This window comes from Nocardia sp. 852002-20019_SCH5090214, assembly GCF_001665865.1.
Lineage (GTDB): Bacteria > Actinomycetota > Actinomycetes > Mycobacteriales > Mycobacteriaceae > Nocardia > Nocardia nova.
Genome location: NZ_LZMK01000393.1, coordinates 114,785 through 132,898 on the forward strand (window position 1 = coordinate 114,785; position 18,114 = coordinate 132,898).

Sequence of the window (18,114 nt, forward strand, 5' to 3'; positions counted from 1 at the left end):
CACCAGGAGTATGACGGAGGTCACTACCGCAACCCCGAGCGCGCCGACGGTCGCCGGGCGCTCGGCGGAGTTCTGGGGATATTTGATGTGGGGGCTCGCGGGCATCGTCATCGCGGTCCCGGAGTTGGCCGCGGTTTTCGATCTGGCCGACTGGCCAACGATTTCGGCGACGATCGGCCACCTCGAGGACGGGCATTCGTGGGTGCGGCTCGTGGTCGTCTTCGTGATCGTGGTGCTGGCCTACTACTCGCTACCGCAGCTGGCGATGCCGCCCCAGCAACCGGCCACGGTCGCGGGCCGGCAGACCACGGCCAACGGCCGGCTCACGCCCGACCCCGATGCCGTGCGCACCGAGGGGATGGGTGGCTATCTGGTGCTGGCCTGCGCGGCGCTGGCCGCCGCGGTCGCCTTCGCCGGGGGAGCCCGCGCGGTCGATCCGGGGACCTTCACCGGCGCCTATGTGCTCTACGGAACCATCGCGGTGATGTGGGTGATCCTGCCGAGCGTGTTGTCGATGTTCTTCGCGCGGGAAGTGCCGTTTCCCACCCTGTTTCGCACGATCGGCTACCTCGAGCATCGCGCGGGGTTCGTCGCCGCGCTGCTGCTCGGACTGCTGGCGATCCTGCTCATCCACCTCGCGCTCTACCCGTGGCCGCGCGTGACCGGCTGACGGGTCACTCCCGGCGCGGCGACCCGAACAGCACGACCTCCATCAGGGCCATGACGCGCTCGGGCGGGCAGAGGTTCTCGTCGTCGCCGAAGACCCGACCCAGATCCACCACGAGCCCGAATCCGGCCTGCACCAGAATGCGCGCCTGCGCCTCGGACAGCTCCGGCCGCACCGCGACCAGCAGTTTCACCCATTCGGCCACGATCAACCGCTGAATATTGCGCAGCACCGTGCGTTCCTCGGGCGGAACGTGGCTGAACTCGGCGTAATAGACGAAGGTCAATTCGCGTTCTTCGAACGACCCGGTGACATACAGGTCGATCAGCTTCGACAGGGCCTCGGCGGGAGATTTCGACGAGGCGGTGGCCGGGCCGATCGCGCCCGACACCCGATCCGCCGCCCGCCGGAACGCGGCCGCGAGCAGATCGCTCTTGCTGCGGTAATACCGGTAGACGGCCGAGGCCGCGGACAGATCCGCGGCCGTCGCGATGTCCTCCACGCTCACATTGGGATAGCCGCGCTGGTGGAACAGCTCCACCGATTTCTTCAGCAGCAGTTCGTGTTTGAACGACTGCGGTATCTCCACCGACCGCGATGTGGCCACCGCCGGCGCGGCGTCCGGTAGTTCGGCGCCGATGATCGCCCATGCGGCCGAATTGAGCACCGCGGTAAGCGATTTCACCGGAAGCGTGGCGTGGTGGTCGCCGATGCTGCTGACGATGCTGAGCAGCGCCACCGCGCGCACCAGCCGGTCGCGCCGGGGCAGTTCCGGGCGCAATTCACCGAGCAGGTCGGCGAGGGCGCGGATCGAGGTGGTGAACTGCTCGTCCAGCGTCGCGCGATCGGTGTCGTCGAGATAGCGGCCCTCCCACCGCGCCAACGTCACGGTCGGGCGGTTGGCGATGGTCGCGGCGATCATGGCGTCGAGCACGCCGGCCAGCCGCTGCCGCACCGGAAGGTCCGCGGCCTCCGGATCCACCGTGGTCGATTCCACCGTCAGCGCGCCGAGACGCAGCAGTTCCTCCCGGAACAGGGCGTACTTGCTCGGATAGTGCCGGTACAGGGCCGCCGAGGAAATGCCGAGGCGGGAGGCGATGTCCTCCATGCTGACCCCGTGATAGCCCAGTGAGCCGAACGCCGCCGCCGAGGTCGCGGCGATCTGGGCACGCCGATTCTTCGGGCGACGGCGAATCACCCGCTCCTGTGGCTTTGTTGCCGGCTGTTCTGCGGGGCTCGCGGTGCCGCGCTCTACGCTCACGGTTCCGGCCTGTCTGTGGTGCGGCGGCACTCCTCGGCACTCATGAATGCCATGGTAGTCACCGGACGATTTCCGGCTGTCCGGTGTTACCGCCGGTTCCGGGAGACCTGCGGGGGATCGCCGCGGTGGCGAAGGCCGAGCTCGGACCGGGTCTCGACAATTGTGTCCTATCGCCGCCGGCGCCCGGGCCACCGGGGTGTCCCGGCGCGAATGAAAAGCATTCTGTCGCAAGCAAATACCGACCGGATTCATCTTTTCTCGGATACCACTCAGCTTGGGCGAATGACCAGATCGCTTGCTCGTATCGAAATAGCATCGTTTCGACTCTCGTCACTGGCAGCGGGTGCCCGCCCCGCCGTACGCTGCGCTGGCACTCGGCACCGATCCGGCATCCCCGCCGGTCGGGAATTCATACGACACCGCGGTAGCGAAGGGACTCTCGATGCGCACGCTGGACCTGGAACGGATCATCCGGGCACCCCGCGCCGACGTCTTCGACTGGATCACCGACGCCACCAACTACCAGCGCGTTCCGGCGATCCGGCGGGTCACTCCGGTCCGTCCGGGCAATGTCTCCGAACACGGGGTGGGGGCGGTGCGGCTGCTGGTGACGCCGCTGCTGCGCTTGACGGAAGAGGTCGTCGACTACGACCCGCCGCGACTGTTTCGTTATCGCATATTGAAATCGCTTCCGCCGCTGCGACGTCAGGACGGAACCGTGACCTTCGACGACCATCCGTCGGGCACCCGGGTGCGCTGGCACTCCCAATTCGAGGTCGCCACACCACTTTTCGCCGCCGCCTGGACCCTCGCGCTGATCCCCGCCGTCTATCTGGGCGTCAGCGCGGTCCTCTCGACCGCCGAGGCCGAACTCCGTCGCGAGTAGGCCGCGCCGGCTCGGGCCTCGGCTCTCAGCTCAGCGCGGCCCAGGCCATCTCGCGCAGAATGGGCCGGGCCCGTCCGGCCAGCGTGGGGGAGGCGCTGTGCGGTGTGGAGTTGATCAGGCCGAAGGTGGCGTGCGCCTTGACCCGCGCGGCGGTCTCGTCCAGTTCCGGGTGCAGGCCGCGTAGCACCCCGACCCAGATCTCCACGTACTGCCGCTGCAGGCGGCGCACCTGCCGCCGCGCGGATTCGGGCAGGCTTTCCAGGTCCCGATCCTGAATACGGATGAGTTCGGGCTCGCCGAGGGCGAAGTCGAGATGGAACTCGATCAATCCGGCCAGTGCCGTGCGCGGGGATTCGGCCTGTTCGGCGACGGCCTTGCCGCCCTCGAACAGCCGGGTGCTGATTCCGACCAGCAATTCGACCAGGACGGCTTCCTTGTTGGGGAAGTGCCGGTAGACCGCCGGCCCGCTGATACCGGCCGCCGCGCCGAGGTCGTCGAGCCGCACCCCGGGGAAGCCGCGGTCGGCGATGAGCCGCGCCCCGGCCTCCAGTAATTGTTGCCGCCGCTGCGCCTTGAGCTGCTCCCGGCGCGTGGGAGCGATGGCCTCACTGCTGCTCATCGGGCTCCTCTCCGCAGGTCGGCGGCGTTCGGCGGGTCCGGTTTCCGGCACGCCTGGACATTTCAGTTAACGAAGATTATCTTAGTTTCCAGTTATTGGCCACTAACCGAATGGGCAGGATGGCGTGATGACCCTGACGCAGGACGTGCAGGCCGGCAATCGTGCCGCACATCTGGCGCTGCTCGACGAGCTGCGCGCGAAGCTGGCGGCGAGTGCGCTCGGCGGACCCGAGCGGGCCCGCGAGCGGCATCTGGCGCGCGGCAAACTGCTGCCGCGCCAGCGGGTGGACCGGCTGCTGGATCCCGGCAGTCCGTTCCTGGAACTGTCGCCGCTGGCGGCCGACGGCATGTACGGCGACGACTGCCCGGGCGCGGGGGTGATCGGCGGTATCGGACGAGTGTCCGGCCGGGAATGCGTGATCGTCGCCAACGACGCGACGGTCAAGGGCGGCACCTATTACCCGATGACGGTCAAGAAACATCTGCGCGCCCAGGAGGTGGCGCTGCAGAACCATCTGCCGTGCATCTACCTCGTGGACTCCGGCGGCGCGCATCTGCCGCATCAGGACGAGGTCTTCCCCGACCGCGAACATTTCGGCCGGATCTTCTACAACCAGGCGACCATGAGCGCCAAGGGAATCCCGCAGATCGCCGCGGTCCTCGGGTCCTGCACCGCGGGCGGCGCCTATGTCCCCGCGATGAGCGACGAGGCGGTGATCGTGCGCAATCAGGGCACGATCTTCCTCGGTGGGCCGCCGCTGGTGAAGGCGGCCACCGGCGAGGTGGTCACCGCGGAGGAACTCGGCGGCGGCGAATTGCATTCGCGCACCTCGGGTGTCACCGACCATCTGGCCGACAGCGACGAGGACGCGCTGCGCATCGTGCGCCGCATCGTCGGCACCTTCGCGCCGAAGTCGCCGAGTCCGTGGGAGATCACCGCGCCGGTCGGCGCGATCGCCCCGCAGTCGGAGCTCTACGACGTGGTTCCGGTGGACCTGCGCACGCCCTACGACGTGCACGAGGTGATCGAGCGGATCGTCGACGGCGGTGAATTCCAGGAATTCAAGGCCGAGTACGGCCGCACCCTGGTCACCGGCTTCGCGCGCATCCACGGCCATCCGGTCGGCATCGTCGCCAACAACGGTGTGCTGTTCGGTGAATCCGCCCAGAAGGGCGCGCATTTCATCGAATTGTGCGACAAGCGGGTCATTCCGCTGGTGTTCCTGCAGAACATCACCGGCTTCATGGTCGGGCGCGACTACGAGGCGAGCGGTATCGCCAAGCACGGCGCGAAGATGGTGACCGCGGTCGCGTGCGCGCGGGTGCCGAAGCTGACGGTCGTGATCGGCGGTTCGTACGGCGCCGGCAACTATTCGATGTGCGGGCGGGCGTATTCGCCGCGCTTCCTGTGGATGTGGCCGAACGCCCGCATCTCGGTGATGGGCGGTGAGCAGGCCGCCTCGGTGCTGGCCACCGTTCGCGGCGATCAGCTCGGTGATTCCTGGAGCGCCGAACAGGAGGAGCAGTTCAAGGCGCCGATCCGGGAACAGTACGAGCACCAGGGCAATCCGTACTACTCCACCGCCCGGCTGTGGGACGACGGGGTCATCGATCCCGCCGATACCAGAACCGTGCTCGGCCTGGCGCTGTCGGTCTGTGCGCAGGCGCCTCTCGAACCTGTCTCCTACGGCGTATTCCGGATGTGATCACCATGCTGAACAAATCTCACCCGGTGCCCTTCGACACCGTGCTGGTCGCCAACCGCGGCGAGATCGCCGTGCGCGTGATCCGCACGTTGCGCGCCATGGGTATTCGCTCGGTGGCGGTCTACAGCGACGCCGATGTCGCCGCCCGGCACGTGGCCGAGGCCGATGTCGCGGTGCGGCTGGGTCCGGCCCCGGCGCGGCAGAGCTATCTCGATATCGATCGGGTGGTCGACGCGGCCGTGCGCTCCGGTGCGCAGGCCGTCCATCCGGGTTACGGCTTCCTGTCGGAGAATTCGGCGTTCGCCGCCGCACTGGAGAAGGCCGGCATCGTCTTCCTCGGTCCGCCCGTGCGGGCGATCGAGATCATGGGTGACAAGATCGCGGCCAAGACCGCGGTCGCCGACTTCGGGGTGCCGGTCGTGCCCGGTATCGCCCGGCCCGGCCTCACCGACGACGAATTGATCTCGGCCGCAACCGAAATCGGCTATCCGGTGCTGGTCAAGCCGTCGGCGGGCGGTGGCGGCAAGGGGATGCGCCGGGTCGACGATCCCGCCGATCTGCCCGCGGCGCTGGTGAGCGCGCGCCGGGAGGCCGCCGCGGCGTTCGGTGACGACACGTTGTTCCTGGAGCGATTCGTCGCCAGACCGCGGCATATCGAGGTGCAGATCCTCGCCGACCAATTCGGCAACGTGCTGCATCTGGGTGAGCGGGAATGCAGCCTGCAGCGCCGGCATCAGAAGGTCATCGAGGAGGCGCCCTCGCCGTTGCTGGACCCGCAGGCGCGGGCCCGGATCGGCGCCGCCGCCTGCAACACCGCGCGCAGCGTCGACTACGTGGGCGCGGGCACCGTCGAATTCATCGTCTCCGCCGACCGGCCGGACGAGTTCTTCTTCATGGAGATGAACACCCGGCTGCAGGTCGAACATCCGGTGACCGAACTGGTGACCGGGGTCGATCTGGTGGAATGCCAGGTCCGCGTGGCGGCCGGGCAGAAGATCGTCGCCGAACAGGACGATATCCAGCTCACCGGTCATGCCGTCGAGGCCCGCGTCTACGCCGAGGATCCCGGCCGCGACTTCCTGCCCACCGGCGGAACCGTGCTGGCGCTGGCCGAGCCGCAGGGTCCGGGCGTGCGGGTCGATTCCGGGCTGCGCACCGGCAGTGTGATCGGCAGCGACTACGACCCGATGCTGTCGAAGGTGATCGCGCACGGCCCCGATCGCGCGACCGCGATCGCCCGGCTCGATCAGGCACTGGCCGACACCCAGGTGCTCGGCGTGCGGACCAACACCGACTTCCTGCGCTTCCTGCTGGCCGACCCCGATGTGCTGCGCGGTGATCTCGACACCGGACTGCTGGACCGGCGCGCCGGGGACTTCCGCCCCGCACCGGCCACGGACGACCAGTTCGTCGCGGCGGCGGTGGCTCGGTGGCTGCGGGGGTGGCCGGATGCCCCGCGCGGCCCGTGGGACATCCCGAACGGCTGGCGCATCGGCACCGCCGCGCCCACGGTGTTGCGGCTCGAAGGCGGCGACCGTGTCGTGCACGTGGCGATCACGGGCACCCCGGCCGACGCGTGGGTGGCGGTCGACGCCGGGCAGCCGCGCTCGCTGACCGCCGCGCGCGACGACGCGGTGCTGACGATCGACCTCGACGGTATCCGGCTGCGTTACCGGGTCGCCGAACACGGCGGCCCGATCTGGGTGGCCGGCGCCGACGGCGTCGCGGCGGTGCGCGAGGTGGCCGAACCGAGTCTGCGCGGTGGCGACGAACAGCTCACCGATGCCGAAATACTCAGCCCCATGCCGGGTTCGGTGATCGCGGTGCACGTGGCCCCGGGCGCCGAGGTGGCCGCCGGCACCCCGGTGGTGGTGGTCGAGGCGATGAAGATGGAACACACCCTGACCGCGCCGGTCGCCGGAATGGTGGAGCTGCTGGTCGCCGCCGGCGACCAGGTGCAGGTCGAACAGGTCCTGGCGCGGATCGCCGCCGAGCCCGTCGTGGACACCGAGGAATCGGACAGCGAGCAGGCGGACACCGAGCAGAAAGAGGCACAGGCATGAGCGATTTCCTGTCCACCGGCACGCTGCCGGAGGAGTACCGAGATCTGGCGCTGACCGTTCGCGATTTCGCGAATCAGGTCGTCGCGCCGGTGGCGGCGAAACACGATGCGGCCCATACCTTCCCGTACGAGGTCGTATCCGGCATGGCGGATATGGGTCTGTTCGGCCTGCCGTTCCCGGAGGAGTACGGCGGTATGGGCGGCGACTACTTCGCGCTGTGCCTGGCGCTCGAGGAACTCGGCAAGATCGACCAGAGCGTGGCGATCACGCTCGAGGCCGGGGTGTCGCTGGGCGCCATGCCGATCTACCGGTTCGGCAACGAGGCGCAGAAGCAGGAGTGGTTGCCGCAGTTGACCTCCGGGCGCGCCCTCGCGGGTTTCGGTCTCACCGAACCCGGTGCGGGCAGCGATGCCGGCGGCACCCGGACCACCGCCGTCCGCGACGGCGACGACTGGATCATCAACGGCAGCAAGCAGTTCATCACCAATTCGGGCACCGATATCACCCGGCTGGTGACCGTGACCGCGGTGACCGGTGAGTCGGAGGGCAAGAAGGAGATCTCCACCATCCTGGTGCCGACCGACACCCCCGGCTTCGTCGCCGAACCGGCGTACAACAAGGTCGGCTGGCACGCCTCGGACACCCATCCGCTGAGCTTCACCGACGTCCGGGTGCCGCAGTCGAATCTGCTCGGTGAACTCGGCCGCGGCTACGCCAACTTCCTGCGGATTCTGGACGAGGGCCGGATCGCGATCGCGGCGCTGTCGGTCGGCGCGGCACAGGGCTGTGTCGACGAGAGCGTGCGCTACGCCGGTGAGCGGGAGGCGTTCGGCCGCACCATCGGCCGCAACCAGGCGGTGGCGTTCAAGATCGCCCGGATGGAGGCGCGGGCGCACGCCGCGCGCACCGCCTACTACGACGCGGCGGCCTTGATGCTGGCGGGCAAGCCGTTCAAGAAGCAGGCCGCGATCGCGAAGCTGGTCGCCAGCGAGGCCGCGATGGACAACGCTCGCGATGCCACCCAGATTTTCGGCGGCTACGGCTTCATGAACGAATATGCTGTGGCCCGGCACTATCGCGATTCCAAGATTCTGGAAATCGGCGAGGGCACGACCGAGGTGCAGTTGATGCTGATCGGACGGGAGCTGGGACTGTGAGCGAGCCGATGGAGCCGGTGCGCCGGGTGGTGCAGCGTGGGCTGTGGTTCGAGGAGCTGGAAATCGGTGTGCTGTACGAACATCGGCCCGGGCGCACCATCACCGAGGCGGACAACGTCGCGTTCACCACGCAGACGATGAATACCCAGGCGCTGCATCTGGACGCGGCCTTCGCCGACGGTCTGCCCCCGTTCAATCAGCGACTCGTCAATTCGATGCTCACGCTGTCGACGCTGGTCGGCCTGTCGGTGGCGCAGCTGACTCAGGGCACCATCGTGGGCAATCTGGGCTTCTCGGAGGTCGCCTTCCCGAAGCCGATGTTCCACGGCGACACCCTGTACGCCGAAACCCTGGTGACCGCCAAGCGCGAGTCGAAAAGCCGTCCGGGCGAAGGGATCGCGACCTTCGCGCACACCGGGCGCAACCAGCACGGCGACGTGGTGGCCACCGCGGTCCGCAAAACCCTGATGCGGATGCGCCCAGACGGCGAGTAGGAGAGCGGATGAACTGGGAACTCCCGGGCCCGGCCTGGCTGTTCTGCCCCGCCGACCGGGGCGAACGCTACGAGAAGGCCGCCGCCGCGGCCGACGTCGTGATCATCGATCTGGAGGACGGCGTCGCGGCCGGGGACAAGGAGGCCGCGCGCGAGGTGCTGATGGCCACGCCGCTCGATCCGGAGCGAACGGTGGTCCGGGTCAACGCGGCCGGTACGCACGATTTCGACGCGGACCTGACCGCGCTGGCCTCGACCTCCTACCGTCGCATCATGTTGCCGAAATGCGAATCGGCACAACAGCTCTCACTGTTGTCGGACTACGAGGTGCTCGCGCTGTTCGAATCGCCGCTGGGCGCGCTGCGCACCGAAGAGGTCATGGCCGCGCCGAATGCGATCGCCTCGATGGCCGGGGCGGAGGATCTGGTCGCCGGACTCGGCGGCAATTCCAGCCGCCGCGCCGACGGCGGTTATCGCGATGTGGCACGGCAGCTGCGCTCGACCGCGTTGCTGGCGGCGAAGGCGTACGGCAAGATCGCGCTGGACTCGGTGTATCTCGATATCGCCGACCTCGACGGGTTGCGCGCGGAATCCGACGAGGCGGTGGCGGTCGGCTACGACGTCAAGGTCGCCATCCATCCCAAGCAGCTCGCGGTGATCCGGGCCGCCTACGCGCCGGCGGACGAGGAAGTGGACTGGGCCCGCCGGGTGCTGGCGGAGGTGCCCAACAATCGCGGTGTGTTCAGTTTCGAGGGACGCATGGTGGACGGCCCGGTGATCCGGCACGCCGAGCGCATTCTGCAGCGTGCCGGGGCCCGGTAGACCTAGGAGAGTCATGACGCAACCACAGTGGGAGCCCGACGCCGGGGACCTGGAAACGGCGCGGGTCGCCGATTTCGCCCGATTCGTCGAGGCCCGGACCGGACGAGAATTCGACGACTATCACTCGCTGTGGGAATGGTCGATCACCGATCTGCCCGGGTTCTGGGGCGCGCTGTGGGAGTACTTCGAACTCGGCGGCGCGCCGGCCACCGTGCTGGCGAGTACCGAAATGCCCGGCGCGCAATGGTTTCCGGGGCAGCTGCTGAACTACGTCGATCAGATCGCCCGCCATGTCCGCACCGACCGGCCCGCCATCGTCTACGCCGGCGAACAGGGCGGCCTGACCGAGATCTCCTGGGCGGAACTGCTGGGGCGCACCGCCTCCTTCGCGGCGACGCTCCGCGAGCTCGGGGTGGGACTCGGCGATCGAGTCGTCGGCTATCTGCCCAACATCCCCGAGGCCGTGATCGCCTTCCTCGGCGCGGCCAGTATCGGCGCGGTGTGGAGTGCCTGCGGGCAGGACTATTCGGCCAAGGCGGCGCTCGACCGGCTGGGGCAGTTGGAGCCGGCCGTGCTGGTCACCGCCGACGGTTACCACTTCGGCGGGAAAACGCACGACAAACGCGACGATATCGCCGCCCTGCGGGCGGGGCTGCCGACCGTTCGCGCCACCGTCGTGGTGCCGCGCCTCGGCGGTGCGGTGCCCGACGCCCTGGACTGGAATGCGGTCGCCCCTCCGGAGGGCGCCGAATTGTCCACGGAGCCCGTCGGTTTCGCGCATCCACTGTGGATCCTGTTCTCTTCCGGCACCACGGGGCTGCCGAAGGGGATCGTGCACGGGCACGGCGGCGTCCTGCTCGAACATCTGAAAGCCGCTGCGCTGCAATCGGATATCGGCCGCGGCGACGTCTTCTTCTGGTACACCAGCCCCAGCTGGATGATGTGGAATTTCCAGGTCGCCGGCCTGCTGGTGGGTGCGACGATCGTCTGTTACGACGGCAGTCCGACCTATCCGCACGCCGATTCGCTGTTCGACCTGGCCGCGCGCACGGGCACCACCGTGCTCGGCACCAGCCCCGGCTACGTGCTCGCCTGCATCAAGGCCGGTGTGGTGCCGCGGCGCGACCATGATCTCTCGGCGCTGCGCACGATCGGCATCACCGGGTCGTCCCTGCCGCCGTCGTCGGCACTGTGGTTGCGCGACAACGTCGGTGAGCGGGTCCAGGTGAACTCGATCAGCGGCGGCACCGATGTGGTGTCCGCGTTCATCGGCGGCGTGCGCACGGTGCCGGTGTGGCCGGGCGAGCTGTCGGTGCCGTTCCTCGGCGCCGCGGTGGATGCCTGGGACGAATCGGGCCGGCCGGTGCGCGGCGAGGTCGGGGAGTTGGTGATCACCGCCCCGATGCCCTCCATGCCGGTGTCGTTCTGGAACGATCCCGACGGAACACGCTATCGCGCAGCGTATTTCGAGATGTTCCCCGGCGTCTGGCGGCACGGCGACTGGATCACCGTCACCGATCACGGCAGCATCGTCGTGCACGGCCGCTCCGATTCGACGCTGAACCGGCACGGCATCCGGATGGGCTCGGCCGATATCTACCAAGCGGTGGAACAACTTCCGGAGATCGCCGAGGCCCTGGTGATCGGCGCCGAACAGCCCGATGGGGGCTATTGGATGCCGCTGTTCGTCACCCTCGCCCCGGGCGCCGAACTGACCGACGAGCTGAAACAACGCATCAACGCGACGATCCGCACCGAGGTCTCGCCGCGCCACGTCCCCGACGAAATCATCGCCGCCCCGGGCATTCCGCACACCCGCACCGGCAAGAAGCTCGAGGTGCCGATCAAGAAACTGTTCCAGGGTGCGGACCCGGATCGGGTGGTCGAACGCAGCGCGGTCGACAATGCGGATCTGCTCACCTGGTACGCCGAGGTGCCGGCCCGGAAACGGGCGACGTAGATCGAGCCGCGGAAGCGGTGCGCTGCCGCTCGGTGGCCGCCGAGTACGCGCGGCGCACCGCATCCGGGCCGCGGGTGATCAGGCGGCGAGCTCTCCGGCCTCCTCCATCGACAACCGGCCGTCGACCATGCGGTAGACCGCGTTCATGCGGTGCAGGTGGGTGCGGTCGTGGGTCACCAGCAAAGTGGCGGCGGCGTGGGTGTGAACGACCCCGAGAATCAGGTCGATGACGGCGGCCCCGCGTTCCTGGTCGAGGGCGCTGGTGGGCTCGTCGACGACCAGCAGGGCGGGGTCGTGCATGAGCGCGCGGGCGATGTCGACGCGCTGCCGTTGACCGCCGGACAGCTGGGCCGGGCGCTTCTTCTCGTGGCCGCGCAGCCCCACCGCGTCGAGCAGATCCATCGCCTTGTCCCTGGTTCGGCGTCGCAGGCGCGGTGAGACGACGGTGTGGCCACCCAGGTGCTGCATCACCTCGAGTTGTTCGACCGCGGTGAGGGCGGGGATGAGGTTGGGCTGCTGGAAGACGATCCCGATGCGTTCGCGGCGCAGGGTGGTGGCCTCGCGCCGGGACGCTCGGGCGAGGTCGACGCTGCCGTCGTCGGTATCGAGCAGGATCCGGCCCGAATCCGGGCGTACCAATGTCGACACCGTGGCCAGCAGACTTGATTTGCCCGATCCCGACGGGCCGGTGATGGCGGCGATCTCGCCGCCGCGCACGGTCAATGACACCTTGTCGAGGGCGGTGATGCGGCCGGCGCCGTCGGGGAAGGTGAGGGTGAGATCGGAGACGGTCAGGGTGGTGGTCATCGAAAGCTCCTGTGCGGTAATCGAATCAGCGAGATTGGTTGAGCGCGGTGAGCGGGTCGGTGGTGGCCAGGAAGCGCAGGGCGAACACGGCGCCGAGCAGCCCGAGCCCGATCAGGGCGAGTGCGGGCACCACGGTCGTGGCCGCGCTGAGCACGAACGGCACCGCCCCGCCGATGAAGGCCCCGGCCAGTGCGGTCACCCCGACACCGACGCCGACGCCGAGGAGCAGCACGATCAGCGCCTGGCCCAGGGCGTCGCGAACCAGTGCGGTCGTGGTGGCGCCCAGCGCTTTCAGCGTCGCGATATCCGCGGTGCGCTGGATGGTCCAGACGGTGAAGAAGGCACCGATCACCAGGGCGGAGATCACGAACAGCATCACAGTCATCAGCGTGAGTGAACCGTTCTCGGCCCGATACGACCCGATCGCCTGCAATGCGCCGTCGACACTCGTCGTGCGGGTGTGCGCGGCGCTGTTCACCGCACCGGTATCGGGCACCCCGGAGGCGACCAGAATCGTGGCGGCCCCGCCGCGCGGATCGAGTTGCTGCCAGTCGGACAGCGTCGTCCAGACCACCGGGGTGTGCGCGTACCAGTCGTCGTCGCCGACTGCCGCGACCGTGAAGGTACCGCCGCCGATCGACACGCGATCACCGGCGCCGGCCGAGAGGTCTTCGGCGGCGGCTTTACTCAGCACGACGGTGCCGGGTCCGGTAGCCGCCTCGTTGCCGAACGCCTTGCCGTCGACGCCGAATATCGCCACCTGGGCCGGTGCGGATCCCTCCCGGACGGCCTGGCTACGGCTGATGCCGACCGGATCGACGCTTCCTCCGGCTCGCTGCCAGCGCTCGACCTGTTCGCTGGTCAGCGCCGAGGAATCGAACGACGGATCGGCGCCGGTATCGGCGAATACGACGCTGCCGCCGGCCAGCCGCTCGAGTGCGGAAATATTCTGATGCGCCAGGCCGGCCGTGAGTCCGCTCAGAAAGCTCACCAGCAGGGCCACCATGGTGACGACCAGGGTGATGAGCAGGAATCGGCCGCGGGCGGCCCGCAGATCTCTCAGTGCGACGAACATATCTCCACCTTCGCTATGAATCCGCCGGTGGACATCGCCTGCGCGGACACTTCGCGACCGCCCGACGATGGGGTGCCGAATCCACCTTTCGATGGATGCCGCCCCGGTAACCGCGCATAAGCTGGCAGCGTGCACCGCTCTCCACTCACCCCCGTCTTCGCCGCACTGCAGGTCGGACTGCATGTGTTGATGACGGCGCTGGTGGTCGTGGTAATGGTGCGGGCGGCCGTGCCCGGTGACGACGGCCCCCGGCCCACCGTCGCGGTGATCGTGCTCGCGGCGCTGTTCCTGCTCGTCTATTTCGCGGGTGCGCTGCTGCGCGGGCGTCCGGTCGCGGCGCGGGTATGGCTGGGCGGGCTCACGGCGCTGTGGCTGGCGTTGATCGTGCTGGTTCCGGAGGCCGTCTACCTGGTGTTCGGACTGTTCTTCCTCTATCTGCATCTGCTGCCGCGACTGTGGGGACTGGCCGCGGTCGTCGCCGCCACGATCGTCTCGGTGGTCGGCTGGGGATTGCACGAGGGGTGGACGGTTCCCGGAATCGCCGGGCCGGTCCTGGGCGCGATCGTGGCGATCGCGATCGGCCTGGGCTATCGGGCGCTGTTCCGCGAGGCGGCCGATCGCCAGCAGCTGATCGACGAATTGCTCTCCACCCGTGCCACTCTCGCCGAACGCGAACGCACCGCCGGCAAACTCGCCGAACGTGAACGGCTCGCGCAGGAGATCCACGACACCGTCGCACAGGGGCTGTCCAGCATCCAGATGCTGCTGCATGCCGCCGAACGCGACGCACCGGATCATCCCGCGCTGCAACAGATTCGGCTCGCCCGCGAGACCGCCGCGGACAATCTGGTCGAGACCCGGCAGTTGATCGGCGACCTCACCCCGGCGGTGCTCGAGGGGCAATCGCTGAGTGATGCGCTCGAGCGGATCGCCCGGCGCGCGGAGGGCCCCGGGCTGAGCGCCCGCACGATCGTCGAGGGGACGCCGATGCGGCTGCCGATGCCCGTAGAGGCCGCGCTGGTGCGGGTGGCGCAGGGCGCGGTGTCGAATGTGGTCCGGCACGCGCACGCCGACCGGATGCGGATCACGCTCACCTACGGTGACGACGCCGTCCATCTCGATGTGGTCGACGACGGCGTCGGTATCGACCCGGCGGTCTTCGGCGGCGGCACCTTCGGCCTCAACGCCATGCGTAGCCGCGTCGAACAGCAGGGTGGTGTCATGGACGTCGAATCCGAGCCGGGGCATACCGCCGTCACCGTGTCGTTTCCGCTGCACGACTCGGAACCTGCTGCGGCCGATCTCATCTCGCGGGAGGACCTGCGGTGATCCGTCTCCTGCTGGCCGACGACCACGCCATCGTCCGCGCCGGATTGCGGGCCCTGCTGGATTCCGGCGAGGACATCACGGTGGTCGGGGAGGCCGCCACCGCCGAGGAGGCCGTGGCCTTCTGCGCCACCACGCACGTCGATCTGGTGCTGATGGATCTGCGCTTCGGTCCCGGCAAATCCGGGGTGGACGCGACCCTGGCCCTGCGCGCCCTGCCCGATCCGCCGAACGTCCTGGTCGTGACCAACTACGACACCGACGCCGATATCCTCGGCGCCATCGAGGCGGGTGCCTGCGGTTACATCCTCAAGGACACCCCGCCGCCCGAACTCCTCGCCGCCGTGCGCGCCGCGGCGGCGGGGGAGAGCGTGCTCTCGCCCTCGGTCGCCTCCAAACTGATGACCCGCGTCCGCAAACCGGACACCACCCTGAGCGCCCGTGAGATCGAGGTGCTGCGCCTGGTCGCCGACGGTCATTCCAACCGCGACATCGGCAAACACCTGTTCCTCAGCGAGACGACGGTGAAATCCCATCTGGTGCACATCTATTCGAAGCTGGGCGTGAAATCGCGGACGTCGGCGGTGGCGCGAGCGCGCGAGCGCGGGGCCATCTGAACCGTGCAGGGCTCGCCGATCGCGGCCGTGTCGCTCGGCGCGTGTCGGGGCCCGCGCCCACGCCGCCGGTTCCTAGGGTGTGCTCATGCCTTCCATCACCGATCCCGAAGTGCGGGAATTCCTCGCCGCCGGAACCCGTACCGGCAAACTGGCTTTGGTCGCCTCCGACGGCCGCCCGATCGTCAATCCGGTGTGGTTCATCCTCGACGGCGACGACCTGGTCTTCAACACCGGCAAAACCACCGCCAAGGGCAAGGCGCTTGCTCGCGATCCCCGCGTCGCCCTCTGCGTGGACCTGGACGAGCCGCCGTACGCCTATTTCCAGGTGCAGGGCGTCGCCACACTCTCCGAGGATCCTGCCGAACTCCTGCGCACCGCGACCGCCATCGCCGCGCGGTACATGGGCCCGGACCGCGCCGAGGAATTCGGCACACGCAACGCCGTCCCCGGTGAGCTGGTCGTGCGGGTACGCCCGGACAAGATCCTCGGTGGACTGAACATGACCGGATAGCCGGCCGGGGGCGGGAAGAAGTCAGCGACGCCGGGCGTATTCGGCGGCCGCGGCCCAGTCGACCAGTACGCAGGCTTCCTCGCCCACGGTCCAGGCGTCGTGGCCGGGCGGGCACTGCATGAAATCTCCCGGGCCGACCTCGCACTCGGTGCCGTCGTCCATCCGGATGTGCATCCGCCCCGAGATGCAGTAGCCGATGTGGGAGACCTGGCAGCTGTCGGTTCCGGCGATCGGCTTGACGTGCGTGGACCAGCGCCAGCCCGGCTCGAAGACGGCCCGGCCGACCGCGCCGGAGGGTGCCTGCACGACCTCGAGGCGCCCGCTGCCGGATTCGAATTCGCGCGTCTCGTCGGCCGAATCGAAGTTCTTCACCAGCAGGGACGCATCCGGCGTCCCCATATCGTCCTCACGCACCAGATCCAGATTGCGGAAGACCGCCGGCTCGTCGCACAGTGCGGCGAGGGTTTCGGCGAAGCCGGTCGTCTCGGGCAGCGCGGAATTCGCCATGGCCTGCTCGTAGGAGGGGAATTCCACGATCTGCAGGTAGGTGTCCGGATGGTCGCGGTCCCGGGTTTCCATGCTGTGCGTCGCCGAGCGCGTGCCCTCGGTAGCCGTCAGCCACCGATCCAGCGTGCGATTGAACTCGTCGAGCTGCGAGGTCTTGAACTCGATGGTCTGAACGAATTTCGTCATCGTGCTCACCTTCGGAGTTGTGGATGACCCCGGGCATGATCTTACGCCGCGCGGCACCGCGCGGAGCCGGCGAATCGAGCGCGGGAGCTGTCCCCGCGAACGGCACCGAGACCGCCTGCGGGCTACTCGACACCGCCGTCGAGCAGGGTGCCTGCGTGGTTGAAAAAGCTTGCACTGCAACAAGTTCGACATGCGGCGCAGCTGCTCGCTCCGCACCTCCACTGTGGGTGTGTGCCGCGCGGGGCGGCTGGGCTGAGGGCTGCGGGATCGGGCGGGCACCTAGACTCCGGGCATGACCGTGCATTTCATCGGAGCGGGTCCCGGGGCGGCCGATCTACTCACGCTGCGGGCGGTGGCGCTGCTGCGGGAATCTCCGGTGTGCCTGTATGCCGGGACGTATCTGGATCCTGGGGTGCTGGCGCATTGCGCGCCGGAGGCGGAGTTGATCGATACCCAGGGGCTGGATCTGGACCAGATCGTCGCGCACTGTGCGCGGGCCGACGCCGAGGGTAAGGATGTGGCCCGGCTGTGTTCGGGGGATCCGTCGATCTATTCGGCGCTGACCGAGCAGGCGCGTCGGCTCGACGGGCTGGGCATCGCCTGGGATGTGACGCCCGGGGTGCCGGCGTATGCGGCGGCGGCCGCGGCCCTGGGCAGTGAGCTGACGGTGCCGGAGGTGGTGCAGTCGGTGGTGCTGACGCGGACGCAGGCGCGCTCGACCGCGATGCCCGAGTCCGAGGCGCTGGCGAATTTCGCGCGGACCCGGGCCAGTCTGGTGCTGCATCTGGCGATCACGCGGATTGGGGAGCTGGCCGCGGAGCTGGCGCAGGAGTACGGCGCCGATTGCCCGGCCGTGGTGGTCTACCGGGCCAGTCAGCCGCAGCAGCGGATTCTGCGCGGGACGCTCGCCGATATCGCCGGCCAGGTCGAGGCGGCCGGACTGCGGCAGGCCGCGGTGGTCCTGGTCGGGCGAGCCCTGACTCCGGCGCTCGACTGTGCGCAGTCCCATCTGTACGACCCCGGACGGGAGCGGCACCCGGTGTCCGGGCCCGGCGCGTGACCCCCTCGCGCAGCGCGATTTCGGTCACTCGGGACGGGCGATTCCCGGTAGGTTCCCAGGAGCGGATCGAACGTCGAGGTGGCGGGGACAACGGAGTGCAGTGGTGATGTCGGAGCGCTATCGCCCTTCTTGGCTGATTGTCGGTACCTGGCGGTAGATTGGTTCGGTGTTCATCAGCGAATCTCGAAACGAGGCCGATCCGTGGCCGGTGGGTGTGGTCGGGCCCATGTAACAAGATCGGCCCGACGGACGGATAGGTCCTATGAACATTTTTGTCTGATTGCAATCGAAGTGAGCCCCGAATGCCGGACGCCACGCTCGGATGAGGTGAGCGTCGGCATCGGTGTGCCATCGGGGAGCGCTGCGTGGCGTTCCGGAAGCGAGGTTACGGG

Annotated in this window: 17 protein-coding genes; 12 read left to right on the forward strand and 5 right to left on the reverse strand. The window is 68.6% G+C overall.

What is annotated here, in order from left to right:
• Positions 1–10: 10 nt before the first annotated feature.
• Positions 11–670 (forward strand): hypothetical protein, encoded by a 660-nt coding sequence (locus tag A5780_RS32560; protein WP_030517142.1) that lies wholly within the window; start codon positions 11–13, stop codon positions 668–670.
• A gap of 4 nt (positions 671–674) precedes the next feature.
• Here the strand turns inward: A5780_RS32560 and A5780_RS32565 are convergent, their stop codons facing one another.
• A complete protein-coding gene (locus A5780_RS32565) occupies positions 675–1,928 on the reverse strand; it encodes a helix-turn-helix domain-containing protein (RefSeq protein WP_063015718.1) in 1,254 nt (417 codons plus the stop codon).
• A gap of 442 nt (positions 1,929–2,370) precedes the next feature.
• Between A5780_RS32565 and A5780_RS32570 the strand changes: the two genes are divergently transcribed.
• Positions 2,371–2,814, forward strand: coding sequence for an SRPBCC family protein (locus A5780_RS32570; RefSeq protein WP_063015717.1), 444 nt, complete (start codon positions 2,371–2,373; stop codon positions 2,812–2,814).
• Between the two features lie 25 nt (positions 2,815–2,839).
• On the opposite strand, the gene A5780_RS32575 is transcribed toward A5780_RS32570, so the two are convergent.
• A complete protein-coding gene (locus tag A5780_RS32575) occupies positions 2,840–3,433 on the reverse strand; it encodes a TetR/AcrR family transcriptional regulator (protein WP_030517145.1) in 594 nt (197 codons plus the stop codon).
• Between the two features lie 127 nt (positions 3,434–3,560).
• On the opposite strand from A5780_RS32575, the gene A5780_RS32580 reads away from it, so the two are divergent.
• Genes A5780_RS32580 through A5780_RS32605 form a run of 6 tightly spaced genes read left to right on the forward strand, consistent with a single transcriptional unit; the run spans position 3,561 to position 11,633 of the window.
• A complete protein-coding gene (locus A5780_RS32580) occupies positions 3,561–5,138 on the forward strand; it encodes a carboxyl transferase domain-containing protein (protein ID WP_064903708.1) in 1,578 nt (525 codons plus the stop codon).
• Positions 5,139–5,143: 5 nt separating this feature from the next.
• Positions 5,144–7,201, forward strand: coding sequence for an acetyl/propionyl/methylcrotonyl-CoA carboxylase subunit alpha (locus A5780_RS32585; protein WP_064911030.1), 2,058 nt, complete (start codon positions 5,144–5,146; stop codon positions 7,199–7,201).
• On the forward strand, positions 7,198–8,358 hold the full coding sequence (locus A5780_RS32590) for an acyl-CoA dehydrogenase family protein (RefSeq protein WP_036505721.1): 1,161 nt from the start codon (positions 7,198–7,200) through the stop codon (positions 8,356–8,358). The genes A5780_RS32585 and A5780_RS32590 overlap by 4 nt, the downstream gene beginning before the upstream one ends.
• Positions 8,359–8,366: 8 nt before the next feature.
• Positions 8,367–8,852, forward strand: coding sequence for a MaoC family dehydratase (locus A5780_RS32595; RefSeq protein WP_063031832.1), 486 nt, complete (start codon positions 8,367–8,369; stop codon positions 8,850–8,852).
• A gap of 8 nt (positions 8,853–8,860) precedes the next feature.
• Positions 8,861–9,673 carry a CoA ester lyase gene (locus A5780_RS32600; protein ID WP_030517150.1) on the forward strand — a complete coding sequence of 271 codons (813 nt, stop codon included), beginning with the start codon at positions 8,861–8,863 and terminating at the stop codon, positions 9,671–9,673.
• Between the two features lie 13 nt (positions 9,674–9,686).
• Complete coding sequence (locus A5780_RS32605) at positions 9,687–11,633, forward strand: acetoacetate--CoA ligase (RefSeq protein WP_064910978.1); 1,947 nt, start codon at positions 9,687–9,689, stop codon at positions 11,631–11,633.
• 78 nt (positions 11,634–11,711) lie between these two features.
• Here the strand turns inward: A5780_RS32605 and A5780_RS32610 are convergent, their stop codons facing one another.
• Together A5780_RS32610 and A5780_RS32615 are read right to left on the reverse strand one after the other, a co-directional pair.
• Positions 11,712–12,440, reverse strand: coding sequence for an ABC transporter ATP-binding protein (locus tag A5780_RS32610; RefSeq protein WP_063015705.1), 729 nt, complete (start codon positions 12,438–12,440; stop codon positions 11,712–11,714).
• Between the two features lie 25 nt (positions 12,441–12,465).
• Positions 12,466–13,515: an ABC transporter permease gene (locus tag A5780_RS32615; protein ID WP_064910979.1), complete on the reverse strand. Its 1,050-nt coding sequence runs from the start codon at positions 13,513–13,515 to the stop codon at positions 12,466–12,468.
• Positions 13,516–13,644: 129 nt separating this feature from the next.
• Between A5780_RS32615 and A5780_RS32620 the strand changes: the two genes are divergently transcribed.
• The 3 genes from A5780_RS32620 to A5780_RS32630 all read left to right on the forward strand — a co-directional run bounded on the left by A5780_RS32620 (position 13,645) and on the right by A5780_RS32630 (position 15,969).
• Positions 13,645–14,844: a sensor histidine kinase gene (locus A5780_RS32620; RefSeq protein WP_064910980.1), complete on the forward strand. Its 1,200-nt coding sequence runs from the start codon at positions 13,645–13,647 to the stop codon at positions 14,842–14,844.
• Positions 14,841–15,458, forward strand: coding sequence for a response regulator transcription factor (locus A5780_RS32625; protein ID WP_030517155.1), 618 nt, complete (start codon positions 14,841–14,843; stop codon positions 15,456–15,458). The genes A5780_RS32620 and A5780_RS32625 overlap by 4 nt, the downstream gene beginning before the upstream one ends.
• Before the next feature lie 85 nt (positions 15,459–15,543).
• Positions 15,544–15,969: a PPOX class F420-dependent oxidoreductase gene (locus A5780_RS32630; protein WP_030517156.1), complete on the forward strand. Its 426-nt coding sequence runs from the start codon at positions 15,544–15,546 to the stop codon at positions 15,967–15,969.
• Between the two features lie 21 nt (positions 15,970–15,990).
• Here A5780_RS32630 and A5780_RS42295 read toward each other — a convergent pair whose 3' ends face one another.
• Complete coding sequence (locus A5780_RS42295; protein WP_231983175.1) at positions 15,991–16,662, reverse strand: cupin domain-containing protein; 672 nt, start codon at positions 16,660–16,662, stop codon at positions 15,991–15,993.
• Between the two features lie 292 nt (positions 16,663–16,954).
• On the opposite strand from A5780_RS42295, the gene cobM reads away from it, so the two are divergent.
• Positions 16,955–17,722 (forward strand): precorrin-4 C(11)-methyltransferase, encoded by a 768-nt coding sequence (gene cobM, locus A5780_RS32640; RefSeq protein ID WP_064910981.1) that lies wholly within the window; start codon positions 16,955–16,957, stop codon positions 17,720–17,722.
• Positions 17,723–18,114: the final 392 nt, after the last annotated feature.

Bases quoted from the DNA above. Each gene is read 5' to 3' on its own strand.
- A5780_RS32560 (WP_030517142.1), top strand. From the start codon at position 11: ATGACGGAGGTCACTACCGCAACCCCGAGCGCGCCGACGGTCGCCGGG.
- A5780_RS32570 (WP_063015717.1), top strand. From the start codon at position 2,371: ATGCGCACGCTGGACCTGGAACGGATCATCCGGGCACCCCGCGCCGAC.
- A5780_RS32575 (WP_030517145.1), bottom strand. From the start codon at position 3,433: ATGAGCAGCAGTGAGGCCATCGCTCCCACGCGCCGGGAGCAGCTCAAG.
- A5780_RS32580 (WP_064903708.1), top strand. From the start codon at position 3,561: ATGACCCTGACGCAGGACGTGCAGGCCGGCAATCGTGCCGCACATCTG.
- A5780_RS32585 (WP_064911030.1), top strand. From the start codon at position 5,144: ATGCTGAACAAATCTCACCCGGTGCCCTTCGACACCGTGCTGGTCGCC.
- A5780_RS32590 (WP_036505721.1), top strand. From the start codon at position 7,198: ATGAGCGATTTCCTGTCCACCGGCACGCTGCCGGAGGAGTACCGAGAT.
- A5780_RS32595 (WP_063031832.1), top strand. From the start codon at position 8,367: ATGGAGCCGGTGCGCCGGGTGGTGCAGCGTGGGCTGTGGTTCGAGGAG.
- A5780_RS32600 (WP_030517150.1), top strand. From the start codon at position 8,861: ATGAACTGGGAACTCCCGGGCCCGGCCTGGCTGTTCTGCCCCGCCGAC.
- A5780_RS32605 (WP_064910978.1), top strand. From the start codon at position 9,687: ATGACGCAACCACAGTGGGAGCCCGACGCCGGGGACCTGGAAACGGCG.
- A5780_RS32610 (WP_063015705.1), bottom strand. From the start codon at position 12,440: ATGACCACCACCCTGACCGTCTCCGATCTCACCCTCACCTTCCCCGAC.
- A5780_RS32615 (WP_064910979.1), bottom strand. From the start codon at position 13,515: ATGTTCGTCGCACTGAGAGATCTGCGGGCCGCCCGCGGCCGATTCCTG.
- A5780_RS32630 (WP_030517156.1), top strand. From the start codon at position 15,544: ATGCCTTCCATCACCGATCCCGAAGTGCGGGAATTCCTCGCCGCCGGA.
- A5780_RS42295 (WP_231983175.1), bottom strand. From the start codon at position 16,662: ATGACGAAATTCGTTCAGACCATCGAGTTCAAGACCTCGCAGCTCGAC.
- cobM (WP_064910981.1), top strand. From the start codon at position 16,955: ATGACCGTGCATTTCATCGGAGCGGGTCCCGGGGCGGCCGATCTACTC.